Raw genomic sequence first — 15,584 nt, 5'->3', positions numbered from 1 at the left:
TCAAGCGGTTAGCTGAGAAATCAGCTAGCCGTTTTGCATTTTTGGGTGCTGAACGATTTTGTAGTCGCGTGAAATCTTGGGTAGCGGCGACGCCCTCCGGCCGCTGGATCGATTGCCCGTAGCGCGGCCAGTCCTGGCCGCACGGGCGGCTTCCCTTGGCTGGCCTGAGTCCATTGAGCGAATGGCGCTGGTCGTGGTCGCGGGACTGCGCCGGTTATACTCAGCCTCCCCAGCGGAACTCGGATCGCCATGACCAGCAAGGCCCTTGCATGACCACACCGCGCACCACGGGCTGCCTCACGACAAGCCGCTTCCGCCCGGCCTGGTGGCTGCCCGGTCCTCATCTTCAAACCCTCTGGCCCAGCCTGATGCGCCGCCGCCCACGCCTAGTGCTGACGCGACGCCGGATCGAACTGGCCGATGGTGATTTCATCGATCTGGCTCTGGGCGCGCCATCCGGTCCACGGGTGCTGGTGATCCATGGGCTCGAAGGCAATCTGGAGTCGCACTATGCGGGCAGCCTGATGCAGGCGCTCGCGCGCGGCGGTTTTCAGCCGATCTTCCTGTTTCTGCGCGGATGCTCGGAGGAACCGAACCGGCTCGACCGCGCCTACCATTCGGGCGCAAGCGCCGATCTGGCCGAGGTGCTGGACGTCTTGAGCCGTGATCCCGAGGGCGCGCCGCCGGCGGCGATCGGCTTCTCGCTCGGGGCCAATCTGCTGCTCAAGTATCTGGGCGAGACCTCCGCGCCACGGCTGCAACGGGCGGTAGCCGTCTCGGTGCCCTTCGTGCTGCGCGATGCCATGCTGCGGCTGGATCTGGGCGGCTCGCGCCTCTACCGACGCTATCTGCTGGGCAAGCTCAAGGCCAGTCTGCGGCGCAAGTTCGCCCATCGCCCCTTCCCGTTGGATGTCGACCTGGACGCGATCCGCGACTTCAACCAGTTCGACGACCAAATCACCGCGCCGCTCAACGGCTTCGCCGGCGTCTTCGACTATTACACGCGGGCCAGTTGTCGGCCCTTTCTGGCCGACATCCACACGCCCACGCTCATCCTCCAGGCGGCGGATGATCCCTTCATGTTCCCCACGACGGTTCCCTGGGCGCATGAGCTCGGTCCCGGCGTGACGCTCGAACTGGCCGCGCATGGCGGGCATGTCGGGTTCGTCGCCGGCGTCTGGCCCTGGAGACCGCACTACTGGCTCGACACCCGTGTGCTGGAGTATCTGCACACAGGCGACTGAGTCTTGCCACAGACAGCAGAAGGGGCGTTGACCGCTTGGCCTGGCGTCAACTGTGATACCTTCGGCCGCCTCGTTCGAATCTTGCGGGCAGTGTTCTATGCCGGACAGTCGTGAAGACGTTCGCCGCGCCTACGAGGCGTTCGCGGCGACCTATGATGGGCAACGCGGTCAATTCAACCTCGATCCGGTGCTGGACGCCTTTCTCGCCCGGTTGCCGAAACAGGGGGCGCTGCTCGATCTCGGTTGCGGGGCCGGGGAGCCGGTCGCACGGACCTTCATCGAGCGCGGCTGGACGGTCACCGGGGTCGACGTCTGCCGCGCCATGCTGGAGCTGGCCGCGCGTGCGTGCCCGACGATGCAGCGCATCCAGGCCGACATGCGGGAGGTCGAGTTCCCGGCCGCTCACTTCGATGCCATCTGCCTGGTCTACAGCCTCTTTCATCTGCCCTGGTCGGAGCATCCCGCGCTCTTTGCCCGTTTGCGTGATTGGCTCAAACCACAGGGACGGTTGCTGTTCACCTATGCCACGGCCGACTACACGGGACAGGAGCGGTTCGAGGGCGACAAGACGTTCATGGGCCAGCGTCTGTTCTACAGCCACACCACCCCCGAGGAACTGGCCACACAGCTGGCGACGGCGGGACTGGCGATCGAGCAGGCCGAGCGGCGCACGATCGGCGGCGAATGTTTCCTCTGGGTCACGGCCCGGCGGGCTGATGAGCATCGAGTCCCGGAGCGATGAGGCCAGACGGCGCGTCGCCTCCAGGATCTGTCGTGCGCCCAAGGGGCGCAACCCTGAGCGCTATACTCACCATCCCAGACCACTGATGGCCAAAATGGGGCCGCACCATGATCGAAATCGAATACATCGTCCGTGACCGCCGGGGAGTGGAACGCTTGCGCACTGCCGACAAGAAGGCCGCCGAAGCCTATGACCGGATTCTGGAGAACGCCGAGCGCCTGGCCGACTGGCTGCGCGCCGGATCGGTGTTGCCGAACCTGCCCGATGACGACCTGGAGACGCTGACGGTGCATCTGGCGCGTCATGCGCGCGCGGTCGAGTTGATCCTGAAGGGCAAGCCGGTGGAGTCCGAGCCGGATCCGGTGGTGAGCGAACCGACACCCAGGGTGACGTCGCTCAAGGCCACCCATTGATACAGACCTTCGGGGACGGCTATGAAATCACCGCCGGCACAACGACCGACCAGCGCCTTCATCGGCGCCTCCTGGGCCGCCTTGTTCATCGGTGCGCTGGCCTACCTGATCGGCCTGTGGAACGCGCCGATGCCGCTCAATGAAAAGGGCTACTACTTCACGCTGCTGATGTACGGCCTGTTCTCGGCGGTGTCGCTGCAAAAATCGGTGCGGGATCGGCTCGAAGGCATTCCTGTGACGGGGCTCTATTTCGGTCTGTGCTGGCTGTCGCTCGGATTGGCGGTGTTGCTGCTGGCCGTCGGTCTCTGGAATGCCTCCTTCGCGCCCAGTGAAAAAGGCTTCTATGCGATGTCCTTCATCCTCAGCCTGTTTGCAGCGGTGGCGGTGCAGAAAAATGTGCGGGACATGGCGCTGTGGCACGAGGACTCACCGGCGTATGAAGCGAAGGACAACGAGTCCTGACCATCACAGGTCAGACTCGGATCACTGACGCGACGCGACGGCGTGTCGGCTGTGCTGACGGCTGAACCAAGCGGCCCAGAGCCTACTCGGCATAGCGCTCCAGGAAGGCTTCATAGTCGTCGAAGCCGACGATCCGGCGCAGTTCGCCAAAGGAGACGCGCGTTCCCGGCGTGCGCCCGGCCTGGAGATCGGCCAGCGCCCCTTGCATCGCCGCCACGGCGCTGCTGAGCAGACTCAGCGGATAGGCCGCGAGCCGATAGCCGAGTTCGGCCAGACGTTCGGGCGGCAGCCAGGGCGTCAGACCATCCTCCAGCATGTTGGCCATCGCCCAGCCGGGCACCACACGGCAGAAGCGCTCCATTTCCCGTTCATCGCGCGGCGCTTCCAGGAACAGCACCTCGGCGCCCAGATCGGCGAACGCCTGCACGCGCCACAGCGCTTCGTCGAGTCCCACGGCACTGCGTGCATCGGTGCGGGCCACAATCACCAGATCCGCGCCGTCCTCGCGCGCCTCGACGGCGGCACGGATACGCCGTAACGCTTCCGAACGCTCGACCACGGCCTTGACGCCGGTGTGTCCGCAGCGCTTGGGCGCGACCTGATCCTCGATCATGATTCCGGCAAAGCCGGCGGCGGCATACTGCTCGACGGTGCGGCGCACATTGGCCGGGTTGCCGTGTCCGGTATCGCCGTCGCCGATGACTGGGATGTCGACCGCCTGACAGATGGAGCGCCCTTGGTCGAGCATCTCGGTGACGGTGATCAGGCCGGTATCGGGCAAGGCCAGTCGCGCGGCGGAGACGGCAAAGCCGCTCATGAAGGTCAGCGGAAAGCCCGCCTGCTCAATCAGGCGCGCCGAGAGCGCATCGAAGCAGCAGGGCATGAGGTGGAGCTGATCGCGCGCGAGCAGGGCACGCAGACGGGCAGCGGGCGTGGTGTCAGGCATCGGGTGTCGGGTGGACCGCATGGGGCAAAGATCTCAGAAGGTCGCGTTGTTCCAGCCGAATAGATGTCGGGGCGGGGCGGTGAACTCGATGTAGACCCGCTCCGGCGCGATGGCCAGGGTTTCGGCGAGCAGGCCACAGAGGGTGCGCGAGAACTCCGGTGTCCGCGACTCGGGCAGGCCCAGACTCTTGAGTTCCAGATAGGCGGCGGGATCGGCGGTTCCCGCAAACAGCAGGTCGCGTCCGCTCTCCAGGATCACCATGACGTAGGACTCGGGCTTGCCGAGCAGGTCGGCGACCGTGCGTGAGGCGCGGGCCAGTAGCTCGGCGCGGGACTCGGGAGCGATCTCGACGTTGGTCAGCAGGCGGAGTGTGGGCATGGGATGATCCTCGTGGCGATGACAGGGCGCTCAGGATAGCGCGCGGGGAAGCTGGCTGTCCGGTGATGGCATTATGGGTTCCAACCCAGGCTTCAATCGGTCGCCGCCGGTGCCCGATGGATCGGCGCTCCAGACTCAGCCATCCGGAGTAAGATACGCCCAATATTGCCCGCATCGAGGACCGCCATGAGCTACCCATCCTCCCGGTGTTCGAGACACGTCCGCGCGTGCCTGATCTTCGGCCTGCTCGGCGGCCTGATCGCCGCTCCCGTGGCGGCCGACCAGGCCACGATTCCCGGCGTCGAGGTCCAGCGTCTCGCGCGCTCCAGCCAAAGCTGGAACGGGCATCCGCTCCCGGCCTATCGATCAGAGCAACCCGAGATCACCATTCTGCGCTTTCGCATCGCGCCGGGCGCCCGGCTGCCGCTGCATCTGCATCCGGTCATCAACGCGGGCGTGCTGCTGTCGGGTGAGTTGACCGTCGAGTCCAAGGCCGGAGAGATCCTGCACCTGAAAGCCGGCGAGGCGCTGGTCGAACTGGTGGGCGAGCTGCACTTCGGCTACAACGCGGGCGCCGAGCCGGTGGATCTGATCGTGTTCTATGCGGGTAACGTCGAGCAGCCGATCATGGAGCTAGCCGAGGAGGCGACGGGGCATGACTGAAATCTGTCCTCACGCTCGGGGCTGGTCGGGATTCCAGGCGCGTCGGCCTATGCATCCTCGAAGGCGGCGGTACGGGCCGATCCCGCGCCTCAACCCGTGATCAAGCAGGGGCGTTGTTCCAGGGGCTGGACGGTGAGCGGGGACTACTGCCTGAAGCGGCGCTGACCAGTGGGGTAGGTAGATCATGTTCGGTGGCCTGATGACCGAGACCCAATTCCTCAATGGCATGGCCCTGCTGCTCGGGGCGGGGCTGATGTTCAGCGGCGTGCGGGCGATCCGGCGTCGGGAGGTCGAAGCCGAGGGGCACCATGAGGGAGCCGGCGCGGTTCGGCTGGGCTGGCTGTGGTTCGTGCTCGGGGCGCTGTTCGTGGCGGGCGTGCTGTTCGATGTCCCGGCCTTGAAAGCGCTGTTTCGGCTGTTCCTCGAAGCGCCGTCCTAGACAACGATCTCCCGTCCGCTCATCCGTTGCCCGACAGCCGCTCCATCTGCCGCGCAAGCTCAATATCGCGCTCGGTGATCCCGTCGGACTCATGCGTACTCAGTGCGACGCGCACATGCGCATAGGCGTTGCTCCAGTCGGGATGATGGTTCATGGACTCGGCGATCAGGGCCACCTGAGTCATGAAACCGAAGGCGTGCACGAAGTCGCAGAAGACGAAGGTCTTGCACAACTGGCCGCCGGAGAGCGACCAGCCGCCCTGGCCCAAGGCGTTGAGGTCGGCGAGGGCAGTCGTCAGGGCATCGGTATCGAGTCGTGTCGCGGACATGGTTGTCTCCAGTCAGTATCCGGTCTCTTGGGTTCTGAGTGAAGATATGGGCGCACGGTTTCCTGATTGCCACACGGACTCGCCGCCATGCTCTACGCTGGTCTGAAAACACTCCATCTCATCGGCGTCGTGCTGCTGGTGGGCAACGCGATCGTCACCCTGATCTGGAAGCTCGCCGCCGACCGGACTCGCGATCCGCGCATTCTGGCTTGCGCCCAACGGCTGGTGGTCGTCACGGACTGGTGGTTCACGGTCGGCGGTGTGATGCTGCTCGCGCTCGGCGGCTACGGAGCGGCGCTCGTCGCGGGCCTCGATGTCCTGAACGTCGGCTGGCTGGTGTGGGGACAGGTCTTGCTGGCCCTCTCGGGAGCGCTCTGGGCGGGAGTGCTGATTCCGGCGCAGATCCGCCAGAGTCGGCAGGCGCGGGCCTTCGCTGAAAGCGGGGAGATTCCGGCGAGCTACTGGCGGGCGGGGCGGCGCTGGGCCGTGTGGGGTGTAGCGGCGACCGCACTGCTGCTGGTTTCCATCGGGGTCATGGTGGCCAAGCCTGGATAAAGCGGGTCTGGATGTGATGAGGTCATCGACGATGCACTTGGCCTTGCGTCTGAGCTTGTTCGCGGTGGGGGATCGGTGACAGGGCGGTGGCTTGGCCGTCTCCGGTCGGCAAGCCCTCAGCGAGGCGACCTGTGCTCGGCCTCCCAAGAGCAAGGCGCTTCATCCAGCGTTGCACCGACTCGAATCGGCTCATACCATCCTCCCGGATTGTCTCCATCAAAACGGACGCTAGCGGCGTCGATCTGGCTCTAGAATGCGCGCATACGGCATCCACCCGATTGCTTTTGAGCGCACACCGAGGTTTTGCGATGACATCCGACACACCTCTCGATGCTGACCGTCTGCGTGGCCTCTATTGGCTGGCTCAAGTCGGGTCCGTCGTCATCATGACGGCCCTGGCCTGGTTCCTGCCCGAGCTGATCGCCATCGACGACCTCCCGCAGATCCATGTCCCTCTACTGATCGCGGGCCTGGTGGCCATTCCGCTGATTCTCATCGTCACACGCCGGTTGGCGCCGGGCGCCAAGCCGCTGGAGACGCGCTACGATCCGTTGGACAATGCGACGCCCGCGTCCCGTTCGGTTGGACTCGGTCCCTATCTCATCGCGCTGGTCCTGTGCGAGATCCCGATCGTGCTCGGATTGGCGGCGGTCCTGATGGGCGCGCGTCCTGAATACGCCCTTGGTCTCGGCGCCGCCTCACTCGGGCTGCTTTGGAGCGCGCGCGCGGCCCCACACGCCCTATGAACACATTTACGAAACGCTATCATCCGCCCGGAACGGCGCCGGGTACGCTGGTGGCTTCCGATTCGGCGGTGCCGCTGAGCATCCGCCTCATCACTTACACGGATACGCACTACGCGGAAAGAATACTCAGCGACCCGATCGACATGGTTCCCTGGCTCGATGCCGAGGCGACGACCTGGATCGATGTTCAGGGCAATGTCCCGCCGGACGTCCTGCAACACCTCGGACAGCGGCTCAACCTGCACGATCTGGCCCTTGAGGACGTACTCAATACCGGCCAGCAAGCGAAGCTGGAGGACTACGATGAACAGCTTTTCGTAGTCATGCACTGCCCCTCACTGGACGCCTCGGGAGCGCTCCAACTCGATCAGGTGAGCTTTTTTCTCGCTCCGGGGGTGCTGGTCAGCGTCTACGGCCAGGCGCAAGACCTTTTCGAGCCGGTGCGTGAGCGGTTGCGCCACCATCACGGTCGCCTACGCCGACGTGGCAGCGATTATCTGCTCTATCGGCTGCTCGACCTCGTCGTCGACCACGGCTTTCCCGTCCTCGAACACTACGGCGAACGACTCGACGCGCTTGAGGATGAGGTCTTGGCGCAACCGACCCAGCAGACGCTGGCCTGTGTGCATCGGATCCGTCGTGAACTCCTGTGGCTACGACGTCTGGCGTGGCCGCAGCGGGAGGTCTTGAGCCAACTGTTGCGTGGCGACTGCGCCTGCATCACTCCGGAAACACGGCTCTTTCTGCGCGACAGCCATGACCATACGACGCAGATCCTGAATCTGGTGGAAAGCGATCGCGAGATAATCGCCAGCCTGCTGGACGTCTATCTGTCGAGTGTCAGTCACCGCCTGAATGAATCCATGCGGTTGCTCACCATCATCGCCACGCTGTTCATTCCTCTGACCTTCGTAGCGGGCGTCTATGGCATGAACTTCGGCAATAACACCCATGGTGCCTGGGCCATGCCTGAGCTACGCTGGGACTATGGGTATCCCATGGTCTGGGGGGTGATGATCGCCATCGCGGCTGGGATGCTCTATGTCTTCAAGCGTAAAAAATGGCTGTGAACACGCTCTAGCGCCTTCAGTCGCTCTCGCTCGTCGCGGCTCGCTTCAGGGCACTGATCGCGGATCTGTTGCGCACGCCGGCCTACAGGGCCGATGCGATTCACTTCAACCGCGAGGGTTATCGCGCGCTGGCCGAAGCCCTGCTGGCGGTGCTGATACGGGAGGGAGCGTTGTGAAATTTGCAGACCTGGTCGATATCGAGGAGGTGCGGCGTCTCTGCGAAAGTTTTACGGCGCTGACCGGCGCGGTGACGGCGATCCTGGAGCTGGATGGATCCATCCTCGTCGCCACCGGGTGGCAGCGGATCTGTACCCAGTTCCACCGTGTGAACCCGCAAACAGCCGCCCGGTGCCATCAAAGCGATACCGTGCTGGCCGGGTCTCTACGTCGTGGCGAGACCTATAGCGTCTACCGCTGTCAGAACGGCTTGGTCGACGTCGCCGTCCCGATTCAGGTCAATGGCGAGCATGTCGCGAACTTCTTCACCGGACAGTTCTTCCTGGAGCCACCGGACACCGCCTATTTTCGGCAGCAGGCGGCGGAGTTCGGGTTCGACGAGCGGGCGTATCTGGAAGCCCTGACCGAAGCCCCGATCTTCTCCGAGCCACAGGTCCGGGTGATGATGGACTTCCTGGGCCATTTAGCCCGATTGATCGGCGAAATGGGGATGGCGCGTTGGCGACTTGAGGCGGCCAATCAGGAACTACGCCAACACCGCGCGCAGCTTGAAGAGCGGGTGCGGATGCGCACAGCCGAGCTGTCCGAGGCCAAGGAGCAGGCCGAGATGGCCAATCGCGCCAAGGGCGTTTTTCTAGCCAATATGAGCCACGAGATCCGCACTCCGCTCAATGCCATCACCGGCCTGGCGCATCTGATGCGTCACTCCGGGGTCAGTCCGCCGCAAGCCCTCTGGCTCGACAAGCTGGATACAGCCAGCCGACATCTGCTGGAACTCATCAACACCATTCTCGACCTCGCAAAGATCGACGCCGGTCATCTGGAACTGGAACGTCTTCCCGTGCGTTTGGAAACCGTGGTAGACAACGTCGTTGCGATCATCGCCGCTGAGGCACGGGCCAAATCGCTTCGGTTGATCACCGATGTCGCCCCCATCGATGTCCCCCTCCTCGGCGATCCGACCCGCTTGCAGCAAGCCCTGCTCAACTATGCCACCAATGCCGTGAAGTTCACCCTGGCGGGGACAGTGACACTGCGGGTGTGCCTCCTGGAGCAGACGGCCGACACTGTCCTCGCACGCTTCGAGGTGGCGGACACTGGCCTTGGGATCGAATCCACGGTCATCGGCAGACTGTTCGCCGACTTCGAGCAGGCTGACAATTCCACGACACGCCGCTTCGGCGGCACCGGACTGGGGCTGGCCATCACGCGGCGTTTGGCCCGGCTCATGGGCGGAGCGGTCGGCGTCTCCAGCACCCCCGGCGCAGGCAGCACCTTTTGGTTCACCGCGCGCTTCGGCGTGTCGCCGGCCCCGCTTCAGACAGTGTCCGACACCCATCCGGCAGACGAAGCACGAGGCCGGTTGGCGCGTGATTTCCAAGCGTGCCGTGTGCTGCTGGTCGAGGATGACCCGATCAACCAGGAGGTGGCGCAATTCCTTCTCACCGAGGCGGGCTTGAGCGTCGAGATCGCCGGCCATGGCGGGCAGGCCGTGGAACTGGCCGCGCGCCACGATTACGCGCTGATCCTGATGGACATGCAGATGCCGGTGATGGATGGCCTGGAGGCGACCCGTCGCATTCGGGCCCTGCCGCGTCAGGCCGGCACCCCGATCCTGGCCATGACGGCCAATGCCTTCGCCGAGGATCGCGCTCAGTGTCTGCAAGCCGGCATGCAGGATTTCATCACCAAGCCGATCGATCCCGATGGGCTGTACGAGACGCTGTGGAAATGGTTGAGCGCCAAGCCGTCTCCATCGCGCCGGTGAGTACAGCGGCCTGAAATCGCCTCGGCAATGCCAGCAAAAATGTGCAGAAACTTCTGTTGTTTTGTAGAACCATACAGCAATTACTTCTTGCAGTTTATCCTTTCATGTTGGTTGGCTATAAGCGTGAGTCATCTGACGCGGCCGGGCGCTGGATCAGAGTCTCATCAAAGGTGTCAAGCAAGTGCTTTACCTCGGTTCGAGGATCGTTTGGAATCATATCAAGAGCTTCGGATCACATGATTAATCAACAAAGAGATGTTTCGATCGATGTGCTGAGAATCCTGTGTTGCTTGATGGTCATCGCAATACATGCGACACCGGAATATGAATCCTACATCACGCTTGGCGCCGCACGCGCCGACGAAATAAGAGGTTTGCTCGTGCAGGCGTTCGTCAGAGGCGGGCTTCCGATCTTTTTCATGATCAGCGGCATGTATATTTTGAATTCGGAGCAGGAGAGTTTGCATGCATTCTACAAAAAACGATTATTGAGAATAATAGTTCCTTTCTTGGTGTTTAGCGGCCTGCATTTTTTCATTCTTGGGTATAGAGATCCAAACGCTAATTTACTCTCGTTGACCTGGGGGTTTCTATCAGGGCTGAATAGTCCGAGCGCGCTCGGCCCGCATTTTTGGTTTGTCTATAGCATCATCGGCCTCTATTTGATTTCGCCTTTGGTGTCTCTATTTTTGAAATCCATTGATTCAAGCATGGTCTGGAAGGTCATCCTGGGGCTTTTGGTCATAAAGGCGTATAATCTGTATTCAATCGGCGGCGTGACCGGCATCGCCATTCCTGATATCGACGTTTGGTTGCTGTATTTTTTGATTGGCGGCCTGCTTGTCAGGATTAAACCGCCCCCCATCCAGCTTTCACTCGCGATATTATTGGCGTCATGGATGGTGACATGCCTCGTAGCTTACATACAGGCACATGCTCTGATTGGTCTGAACCTTAGGCCATTCGATTGCGGCTTGAATATGTATGCCTTTTCGATGAGCGCATGCTTGATTTTTCTATCATTACAAATCAAGTTGCCCAGCCTGATGGAGAAAATTGTCATTTTCGTTTCAAAGGGCACGTATGGAATATTTCTGATCCACGTTCTCGTATTGTTCGAGCTTGGCGCGCGAATCAATTTCCAGCCATACAAAGACAACATTATCATATATTCCATCATGATAAGTGGGGTCGTTTTTGTCGTGTCTTTTCTGTTATCCTCAGTGATCGATTTTCTGATCTGCAATCGCTTAATACGTTTACTCTCAAGCAAGAGGCGACGCGAGGAAGTCACGGTCGACTGACAAGCATGGTAGAAAATATAGCGGAAGGCATTGTCGCGGTAGCCCCAATACAGATGGAACAGGAACGGATCGGCGTACCAACCATAAAGCGCGTGCGGCGCGGCGAGGGGCGCAACAGCGAGGCATCAAAGACGTCGGGCGGCAGATAGACGGTCGGCGGACTGCCGGTTTCCAATACCCGGATGCTGACATCCGATCGGGCCAGACACCGGGTGCCAAGGTCCAGGCGGCGCGGGCGCGTTCGAGGGCGTCCGGCTCGATGTGCATGACGGATCTCCTGACAGGCAGTGCGCGAGGTTGGGTCGGCTTCGGGCTATCATCCATGATTTCCGACCCCGACCACCCTGGAAACACCCATGGAATTCTTCGCCACAGCGGCCTGGAGCAGTATCTGGGCGGTGAGCCGGTACGACTGAAGCTGGCGGCGACGTTCTTGACAGGCTACCACGCCTGCCGTAAGGTGCCGCGCGTCTTGAGGGGAGTAGTCGCCCTTCCGTGATGGAAGGGGCGCGCGTCAACATACTTGACCTGTCGGTCATGGCGTGCGCGGCTTGTGGCTTGACAAGACCTTGGACTCGATGGAGTGTCCGGCTGGGGCTGGGCGCGCTCCGTCCTGTCCCTAAGGTTCATCGTCCCGGCCCCTTTGGATCGTCCATGTTACGCTGTTCTGTACGACGCGCCTCGCGCGCTCCCCGGAGACCACTCACCCAGGGTGGCGGTCACTCGCCGGCAATGGCTGGAGACCGTCCATGGAATCACTGATCGCGACATCGCTGCTGGGCAACTTGACGGCAGCGGCGACGACATTCGGTTTGATCTTTCTGGCGGAGATCGGCGACAAGAGTCAGCTGGTCTGTATGGCGCTGGCGGCCCGGCATCGTCACCGGCCGGTCTTCTTGGGGGCGCTGGCGGCGTTTGTGGTGCTCAATGGGCTGGCGGTCGTCTTTGGCGCCGGACTGGCACAGTGGGTGCCGGAGCGGGTTTTGGCGGCCCTCGTCGCGATCCTGTTCGCGGTGTTCGGCCTGCTGTCGCTGCGTGTCGAGGAACAGGATGAAACGGAAGAACTCAAGACGTTCAGCGGCCACGGTCTCTTCGTCACGACCTTCCTGATGATCTTCCTGGCCGAGATGGGCGACAAGACCCAACTCGCCGTGGCCGGCATGACGGGCACCCTGCCGGCGGTTCCCGTGTGGATCGGCGCGACCCTGGCGCTGGGGACGACCTCGGCGCTCGGTGTCTTTGTCGGCTGCCGCCTGCTGCGACACATCCCTCTGCATCGGCTGCATCAGATCAGCGGACTCTTGTTCCTCATGTTTGCGGCGTTCGCTGTGACCAGGGTCTTTTGACCCGATCGACGGCGCGTGCCGTGGCGCGCGTCGTCCATCGCCGATTGGCACCGCGATCGGTGGCAAGCTTCACACGGCATCCGCCGCCTTCGCCTTCTTCTCGAACACCTGCAACGCTGGCTGCTCCAGCACGACCACCGCCTGGGTGACGGGTTCCTTAGCGGGTCTCATGGGGTCCGGGATGAGGGGGCGGCGGGGCATGAATGATGGGCCAGATAATCATCGAGTGTGTAGGCCGTTTGCATCGTTCGGATTTCCTGTGTTGAGCCGGGTTGTCGCCTGTCCAGCCTTCAGACCAGCGTCTCCCGATAGCCATGCTGCCGGCGTCGCTTTCCGATCGCGGCGATCTGCTGGAGTCCGGCTTCGTGCGATTCGACCCAGACGAGGCGCTGTCCGCCCAGATGTGAGCCAATCCCGCCCCAACACTGAAGCAACGTCCAATCGCCGAACAGGTCGCGGACCAGGGCGACACTGTAGTAACGCTGCTTTTCAGGGTGAATCCAGCGGTACTGAGACGGCGTGCGATCAGGGTGAGGCCTGAGCGGCCAGTCCGGCACTGCCTCCAGACTCGGGCGATGTGTTGAGTGGAATACGACCATGTCGGCTTCACGCGGCATAGATCATGGTGCGGGTCATCCCGCCATCGACGATCAGGTTCTGGCCGGTGATGAATCCGGCCAGGAACGCCTGAGCCAGAGCGCGACCGATCCCTTGGGCGCCGCCCGTGATGAGTGCCAGCGGTGTGGGGATGTTCGACATCGTCGACAGGACTCCGGTATCGGTTTAGGACTCGGGCCGCCCACCGCCGCGCGGCGGGACTGGCCGACGGGGCTATAATCGCCCCGCCATCCAATGAAGCTCACCATGATCGAGATCGAATACAGCGTCAAGGGCCGCCGGCTGGAATCCCGTGGGGCCATGGCACGGCTCGATCCTGGGTATCATGGCCGCTCTTCAGCTCCCTGATTGGGACTTTACTCATGTCATCGACCCATACCTGTCGCCTGTGGCCGACGATCCTGATGACCGCCGTCGCTGTTTCAGCCGTCGCCGGGCCATTGCCGGAGGGCTTCGTCCATCTCCAGACGCTGGCCCCGGAGATCGTGCAGGACATGCGTTATCACGGCGCCTACAACTTCATCGGCCAGCCCATCGATGGCTATCTGGCGCCCTCCTGTATCCTGACCCGCCAGACGGCCGAAGCGCTCCAGGCCGTTCAGACCGAGGTGGTCAAGGAGGGGCTACAGGTGAAGGTGTTCGACTGCTACCGCCCGACCCGCGCCGTGGCGCATTTCGTGCGCTGGAGTCAGGACGTCGCCGACCAGCGCATGAAGATCGCCTTCTATCCGCGTGTCGACAAGGCCGACTTCTTCCGCCTGGGCTATGTGGCCGAACGCTCGGGGCATTCGCGCGGCAGCACGGTGGATCTGGTTCTGGAGCCGATCGGGACGTCGGCTGATGTCGCCGTCACGCCCGACGACGGACGTCCGCTGGTCGACTGCACGGCCCCGCACGCCGACCGCTATCCGGACAGCGCCCTCGATTTCGGTACGGGCTTCGACTGCATGGATCCGCGCTCGCATCCGGACAACACCGAGGTTTCAGCCGCCGCGCAGGCCAATCGTGCCCGACTCACCGCCGTCATGGTCCGGCACGGCTTCCGGCCGCTGCCCGAGGAATGGTGGCATTTCACGCTGAAATACGAACCCTTTCCCGACACCTATTTCGACTTTCCGGTGACGGCCCCCAGCGAGTGATGAGGTAGCCTGGATCGGCAATCTGGTGCCCCAGCTCCACATCCATGTCATCGGGCGTCAGCCTTCGCCACGGCTACGGGGCTGACCTGCTTCGCGGGTCGGTCGTCGAGGTGATCGATCGGCCCACGATCAGGCGCATGCACGACGCATCTTCAGGTGGTTGAGAGGCCCACACCATGTCGCCCATCACGTCCACGAATACCACCGCCACGGCAACCGAAGCCATCGAACAGGCGTTCCAGTGCTATCTCAACGTGTATTTCACGCAGCGAGATCTGACCGGAACCCTGGCCCGGCTCAGCCCAACGATCACGGGGTTCGGAACCGGGCGTGACGAAACGGCCATGACTTTCGCCGCGGTGTCACAGCTCTATCGGCGCGACATCGAACAGGCTCCGAATCCCATCACCTACCGCCTGCGACGTCCACCGCACATTCAGGTCGTTTCCCCGGATCTTGGGCTGGTCAGCGCTGAACTCGATCTGCATACGATGGTGCTCGATCAAGCCGTCAGTTTCCAGCATCTGCGCTTGAGCCTGGTCTTTGTCCAACGGGACAACGACTGGCTGATCGAGCACATGCACCTTTCACTGCCGACTCAGGCGCATGGCGAGGACGAAGCCTATCCGCTCAAGGAACTCGAAGCCCGTAATCAGGTGCTCGAACGCCTCGTCAACAAAAAGACCCAGGAGCTTCAGCAAGCCCTCACCGAGATCGCCCGCATCGCCACGACCGACACACTCACGGGCCTGTCCAATCGGCTCAAGATCGATGCGTATCTGGACACGGCTATCCAACGGGCTCAGGATGCGGCCTACCCGCTCTCACTGATTCTGCTGGATCTCGATCACTTCAAGCGCATCAACGACACCTACGGTCATCTCCAGGGCGATCGTGTGCTGGTCGAATTGTCCGGTCTCCTGTCGGCGACGATCCGCGCCACGGATCTGCTGGGCCGCTGGGGCGGCGAGGAGTTTCTCGTCATCTGCCCCGGTATGACACTGGAAGCGGCCGTCGAACGCGCCGAGCAGCTGCGTGCGGCGGTGCGTGCCCATGTCTTTCCAGGTCTGGAGCAGCCGCAGACGGCCAGCCTGGGGGTGGCGAGCTATCGTGTGGGCGAGTCGCGCGAAGCGCTGCTCACGCGGGTCGATGCCGCCTTGTATCGCGCGAAACTCGACGGGCGCGACCGTGTCGTCCAGGCGCTTTAGAACGCGCCGCTTCGAGCTATCATCCACGATTTCCGATC

General features: G+C 62.6%; 20 protein-coding genes and 1 riboswitch. Of the genes, 14 read left to right on the top strand and 6 right to left on the bottom strand.

Annotated features, from left to right (window positions below; all coding sequences use genetic code 11):
• Positions 1-269: 269 nt before the first annotated feature.
• The 4 genes from HW932_RS15895 to yiaA all read left to right on the top strand — a co-directional run bounded on the left by HW932_RS15895 (position 270) and on the right by yiaA (position 2,861).
• Positions 270-1,244 (top strand): hydrolase, encoded by a 975-nt coding sequence (locus tag HW932_RS15895; RefSeq protein WP_176977468.1) that lies wholly within the window; start codon positions 270-272, stop codon positions 1,242-1,244.
• A 97-nt stretch (positions 1,245-1,341) separates the two neighbouring features.
• A complete protein-coding gene (locus tag HW932_RS15890; protein ID WP_176977467.1) occupies positions 1,342-1,986 on the top strand; it encodes a class I SAM-dependent methyltransferase in 645 nt (214 codons plus the stop codon).
• A 107-nt stretch (positions 1,987-2,093) separates the two neighbouring features.
• Positions 2,094-2,399 (top strand): YebG family protein, encoded by a 306-nt coding sequence (locus tag HW932_RS15885; RefSeq protein WP_176977466.1) that lies wholly within the window; start codon positions 2,094-2,096, stop codon positions 2,397-2,399.
• Positions 2,400-2,420: 21 nt separating this feature from the next.
• Positions 2,421-2,861: an inner membrane protein YiaA gene (gene yiaA, locus HW932_RS15880; protein WP_176977465.1), complete on the top strand. Its 441-nt coding sequence runs from the start codon at positions 2,421-2,423 to the stop codon at positions 2,859-2,861.
• Between the two features lie 82 nt (positions 2,862-2,943).
• On the opposite strand, the gene HW932_RS15875 is transcribed toward yiaA, so the two are convergent.
• Positions 2,944-3,807, bottom strand: coding sequence for an isocitrate lyase/PEP mutase family protein (locus HW932_RS15875; protein ID WP_176977464.1), 864 nt, complete (start codon positions 3,805-3,807; stop codon positions 2,944-2,946).
• 33 nt (positions 3,808-3,840) lie between these two features.
• A complete protein-coding gene (locus HW932_RS15870) occupies positions 3,841-4,185 on the bottom strand; it encodes a phenylpyruvate tautomerase MIF-related protein (protein WP_176977463.1) in 345 nt (114 codons plus the stop codon).
• Between the two features lie 186 nt (positions 4,186-4,371).
• On the opposite strand from HW932_RS15870, the gene HW932_RS15865 reads away from it, so the two are divergent.
• Together HW932_RS15865 and HW932_RS15860 are read left to right on the top strand one after the other, a co-directional pair.
• Positions 4,372-4,848, top strand: a complete 477-nt coding sequence (locus HW932_RS15865) for a cupin domain-containing protein (RefSeq protein ID WP_176977462.1) — start codon at positions 4,372-4,374, stop codon at positions 4,846-4,848.
• Between the two features lie 199 nt (positions 4,849-5,047).
• On the top strand, positions 5,048-5,287 hold the full coding sequence (locus HW932_RS15860; protein WP_176977461.1) for a hypothetical protein: 240 nt from the start codon (positions 5,048-5,050) through the stop codon (positions 5,285-5,287).
• A 19-nt stretch (positions 5,288-5,306) separates the two neighbouring features.
• Here the strand turns inward: HW932_RS15860 and HW932_RS15855 are convergent, their stop codons facing one another.
• Positions 5,307-5,615, bottom strand: coding sequence for a 4a-hydroxytetrahydrobiopterin dehydratase (locus tag HW932_RS15855; RefSeq protein ID WP_176977460.1), 309 nt, complete (start codon positions 5,613-5,615; stop codon positions 5,307-5,309).
• 87 nt (positions 5,616-5,702) lie between these two features.
• On the opposite strand from HW932_RS15855, the gene HW932_RS15850 reads away from it, so the two are divergent.
• The 5 genes from HW932_RS15850 to HW932_RS15830 all read left to right on the top strand — a co-directional run bounded on the left by HW932_RS15850 (position 5,703) and on the right by HW932_RS15830 (position 11,235).
• Positions 5,703-6,170 (top strand): DUF2269 family protein, encoded by a 468-nt coding sequence (locus HW932_RS15850; protein WP_176977459.1) that lies wholly within the window; start codon positions 5,703-5,705, stop codon positions 6,168-6,170.
• A 308-nt stretch (positions 6,171-6,478) separates the two neighbouring features.
• Positions 6,479-6,916 (top strand): hypothetical protein, encoded by a 438-nt coding sequence (locus tag HW932_RS15845; protein ID WP_176977458.1) that lies wholly within the window; start codon positions 6,479-6,481, stop codon positions 6,914-6,916.
• On the top strand, positions 6,913-7,986 hold the full coding sequence (gene corA / locus HW932_RS15840; RefSeq protein ID WP_176977457.1) for a magnesium/cobalt transporter CorA: 1,074 nt from the start codon (positions 6,913-6,915) through the stop codon (positions 7,984-7,986). The genes HW932_RS15845 and corA overlap by 4 nt, the downstream gene beginning before the upstream one ends.
• Positions 7,987-8,158: 172 nt before the next feature.
• Positions 8,159-9,931: a PocR ligand-binding domain-containing protein gene (locus HW932_RS15835; protein ID WP_176977456.1), complete on the top strand. Its 1,773-nt coding sequence runs from the start codon at positions 8,159-8,161 to the stop codon at positions 9,929-9,931.
• A gap of 236 nt (positions 9,932-10,167) precedes the next feature.
• Entirely contained in the window at positions 10,168-11,235 is a 1,068-nt protein-coding gene (locus tag HW932_RS15830) for an acyltransferase (protein WP_176977455.1), read from the top strand.
• Here HW932_RS15830 and HW932_RS15825 read toward each other — a convergent pair.
• The gene (locus HW932_RS15825) at positions 11,222-11,461 is read right to left on the bottom strand and encodes a DUF427 domain-containing protein (RefSeq protein WP_222932406.1); all 240 of its coding nucleotides are present in this window, start codon (positions 11,459-11,461) and stop codon (positions 11,222-11,224) included. The genes HW932_RS15830 and HW932_RS15825 overlap by 14 nt on opposite strands.
• 244 nt (positions 11,462-11,705) lie before the next feature.
• A riboswitch (yybP-ykoY riboswitch) is annotated at positions 11,706-11,844 on the top strand.
• A 140-nt stretch (positions 11,845-11,984) separates the two neighbouring features.
• On the opposite strand from HW932_RS15825, the gene HW932_RS15820 reads away from it, so the two are divergent.
• Entirely contained in the window at positions 11,985-12,581 is a 597-nt protein-coding gene (locus HW932_RS15820; RefSeq protein ID WP_176977454.1) for a TMEM165/GDT1 family protein, read from the top strand.
• Positions 12,582-12,871: 290 nt separating this feature from the next.
• Here HW932_RS15820 and HW932_RS15815 read toward each other — a convergent pair whose 3' ends face one another.
• Positions 12,872-13,180 carry a WGR domain-containing protein gene (locus HW932_RS15815; protein ID WP_176977453.1) on the bottom strand — a complete coding sequence of 103 codons (309 nt, stop codon included), beginning with the start codon at positions 13,178-13,180 and terminating at the stop codon, positions 12,872-12,874.
• A 7-nt stretch (positions 13,181-13,187) separates the two neighbouring features.
• Complete coding sequence (locus HW932_RS15810) at positions 13,188-13,340, bottom strand: hypothetical protein (protein ID WP_176977333.1); 153 nt, start codon at positions 13,338-13,340, stop codon at positions 13,188-13,190.
• Positions 13,341-13,561: 221 nt separating this feature from the next.
• On the opposite strand from HW932_RS15810, the gene HW932_RS15805 reads away from it, so the two are divergent.
• Positions 13,562-14,338: a M15 family metallopeptidase gene (locus HW932_RS15805; RefSeq protein WP_176977452.1), complete on the top strand. Its 777-nt coding sequence runs from the start codon at positions 13,562-13,564 to the stop codon at positions 14,336-14,338.
• A 176-nt stretch (positions 14,339-14,514) separates the two neighbouring features.
• On the top strand, positions 14,515-15,546 hold the full coding sequence (locus HW932_RS15800; RefSeq protein WP_176977451.1) for a diguanylate cyclase: 1,032 nt from the start codon (positions 14,515-14,517) through the stop codon (positions 15,544-15,546).
• Positions 15,547-15,584: the final 38 nt, after the last annotated feature.

This window comes from Allochromatium humboldtianum (assembly GCF_013385175.1).
GTDB classification, from domain to species: Bacteria; Pseudomonadota; Gammaproteobacteria; order Chromatiales; family Chromatiaceae; genus Thermochromatium; species Thermochromatium humboldtianum.
Note: the sequence above shows the minus strand (reverse complement) of the source record. Positions and strands in the feature narration are given on the sequence as shown.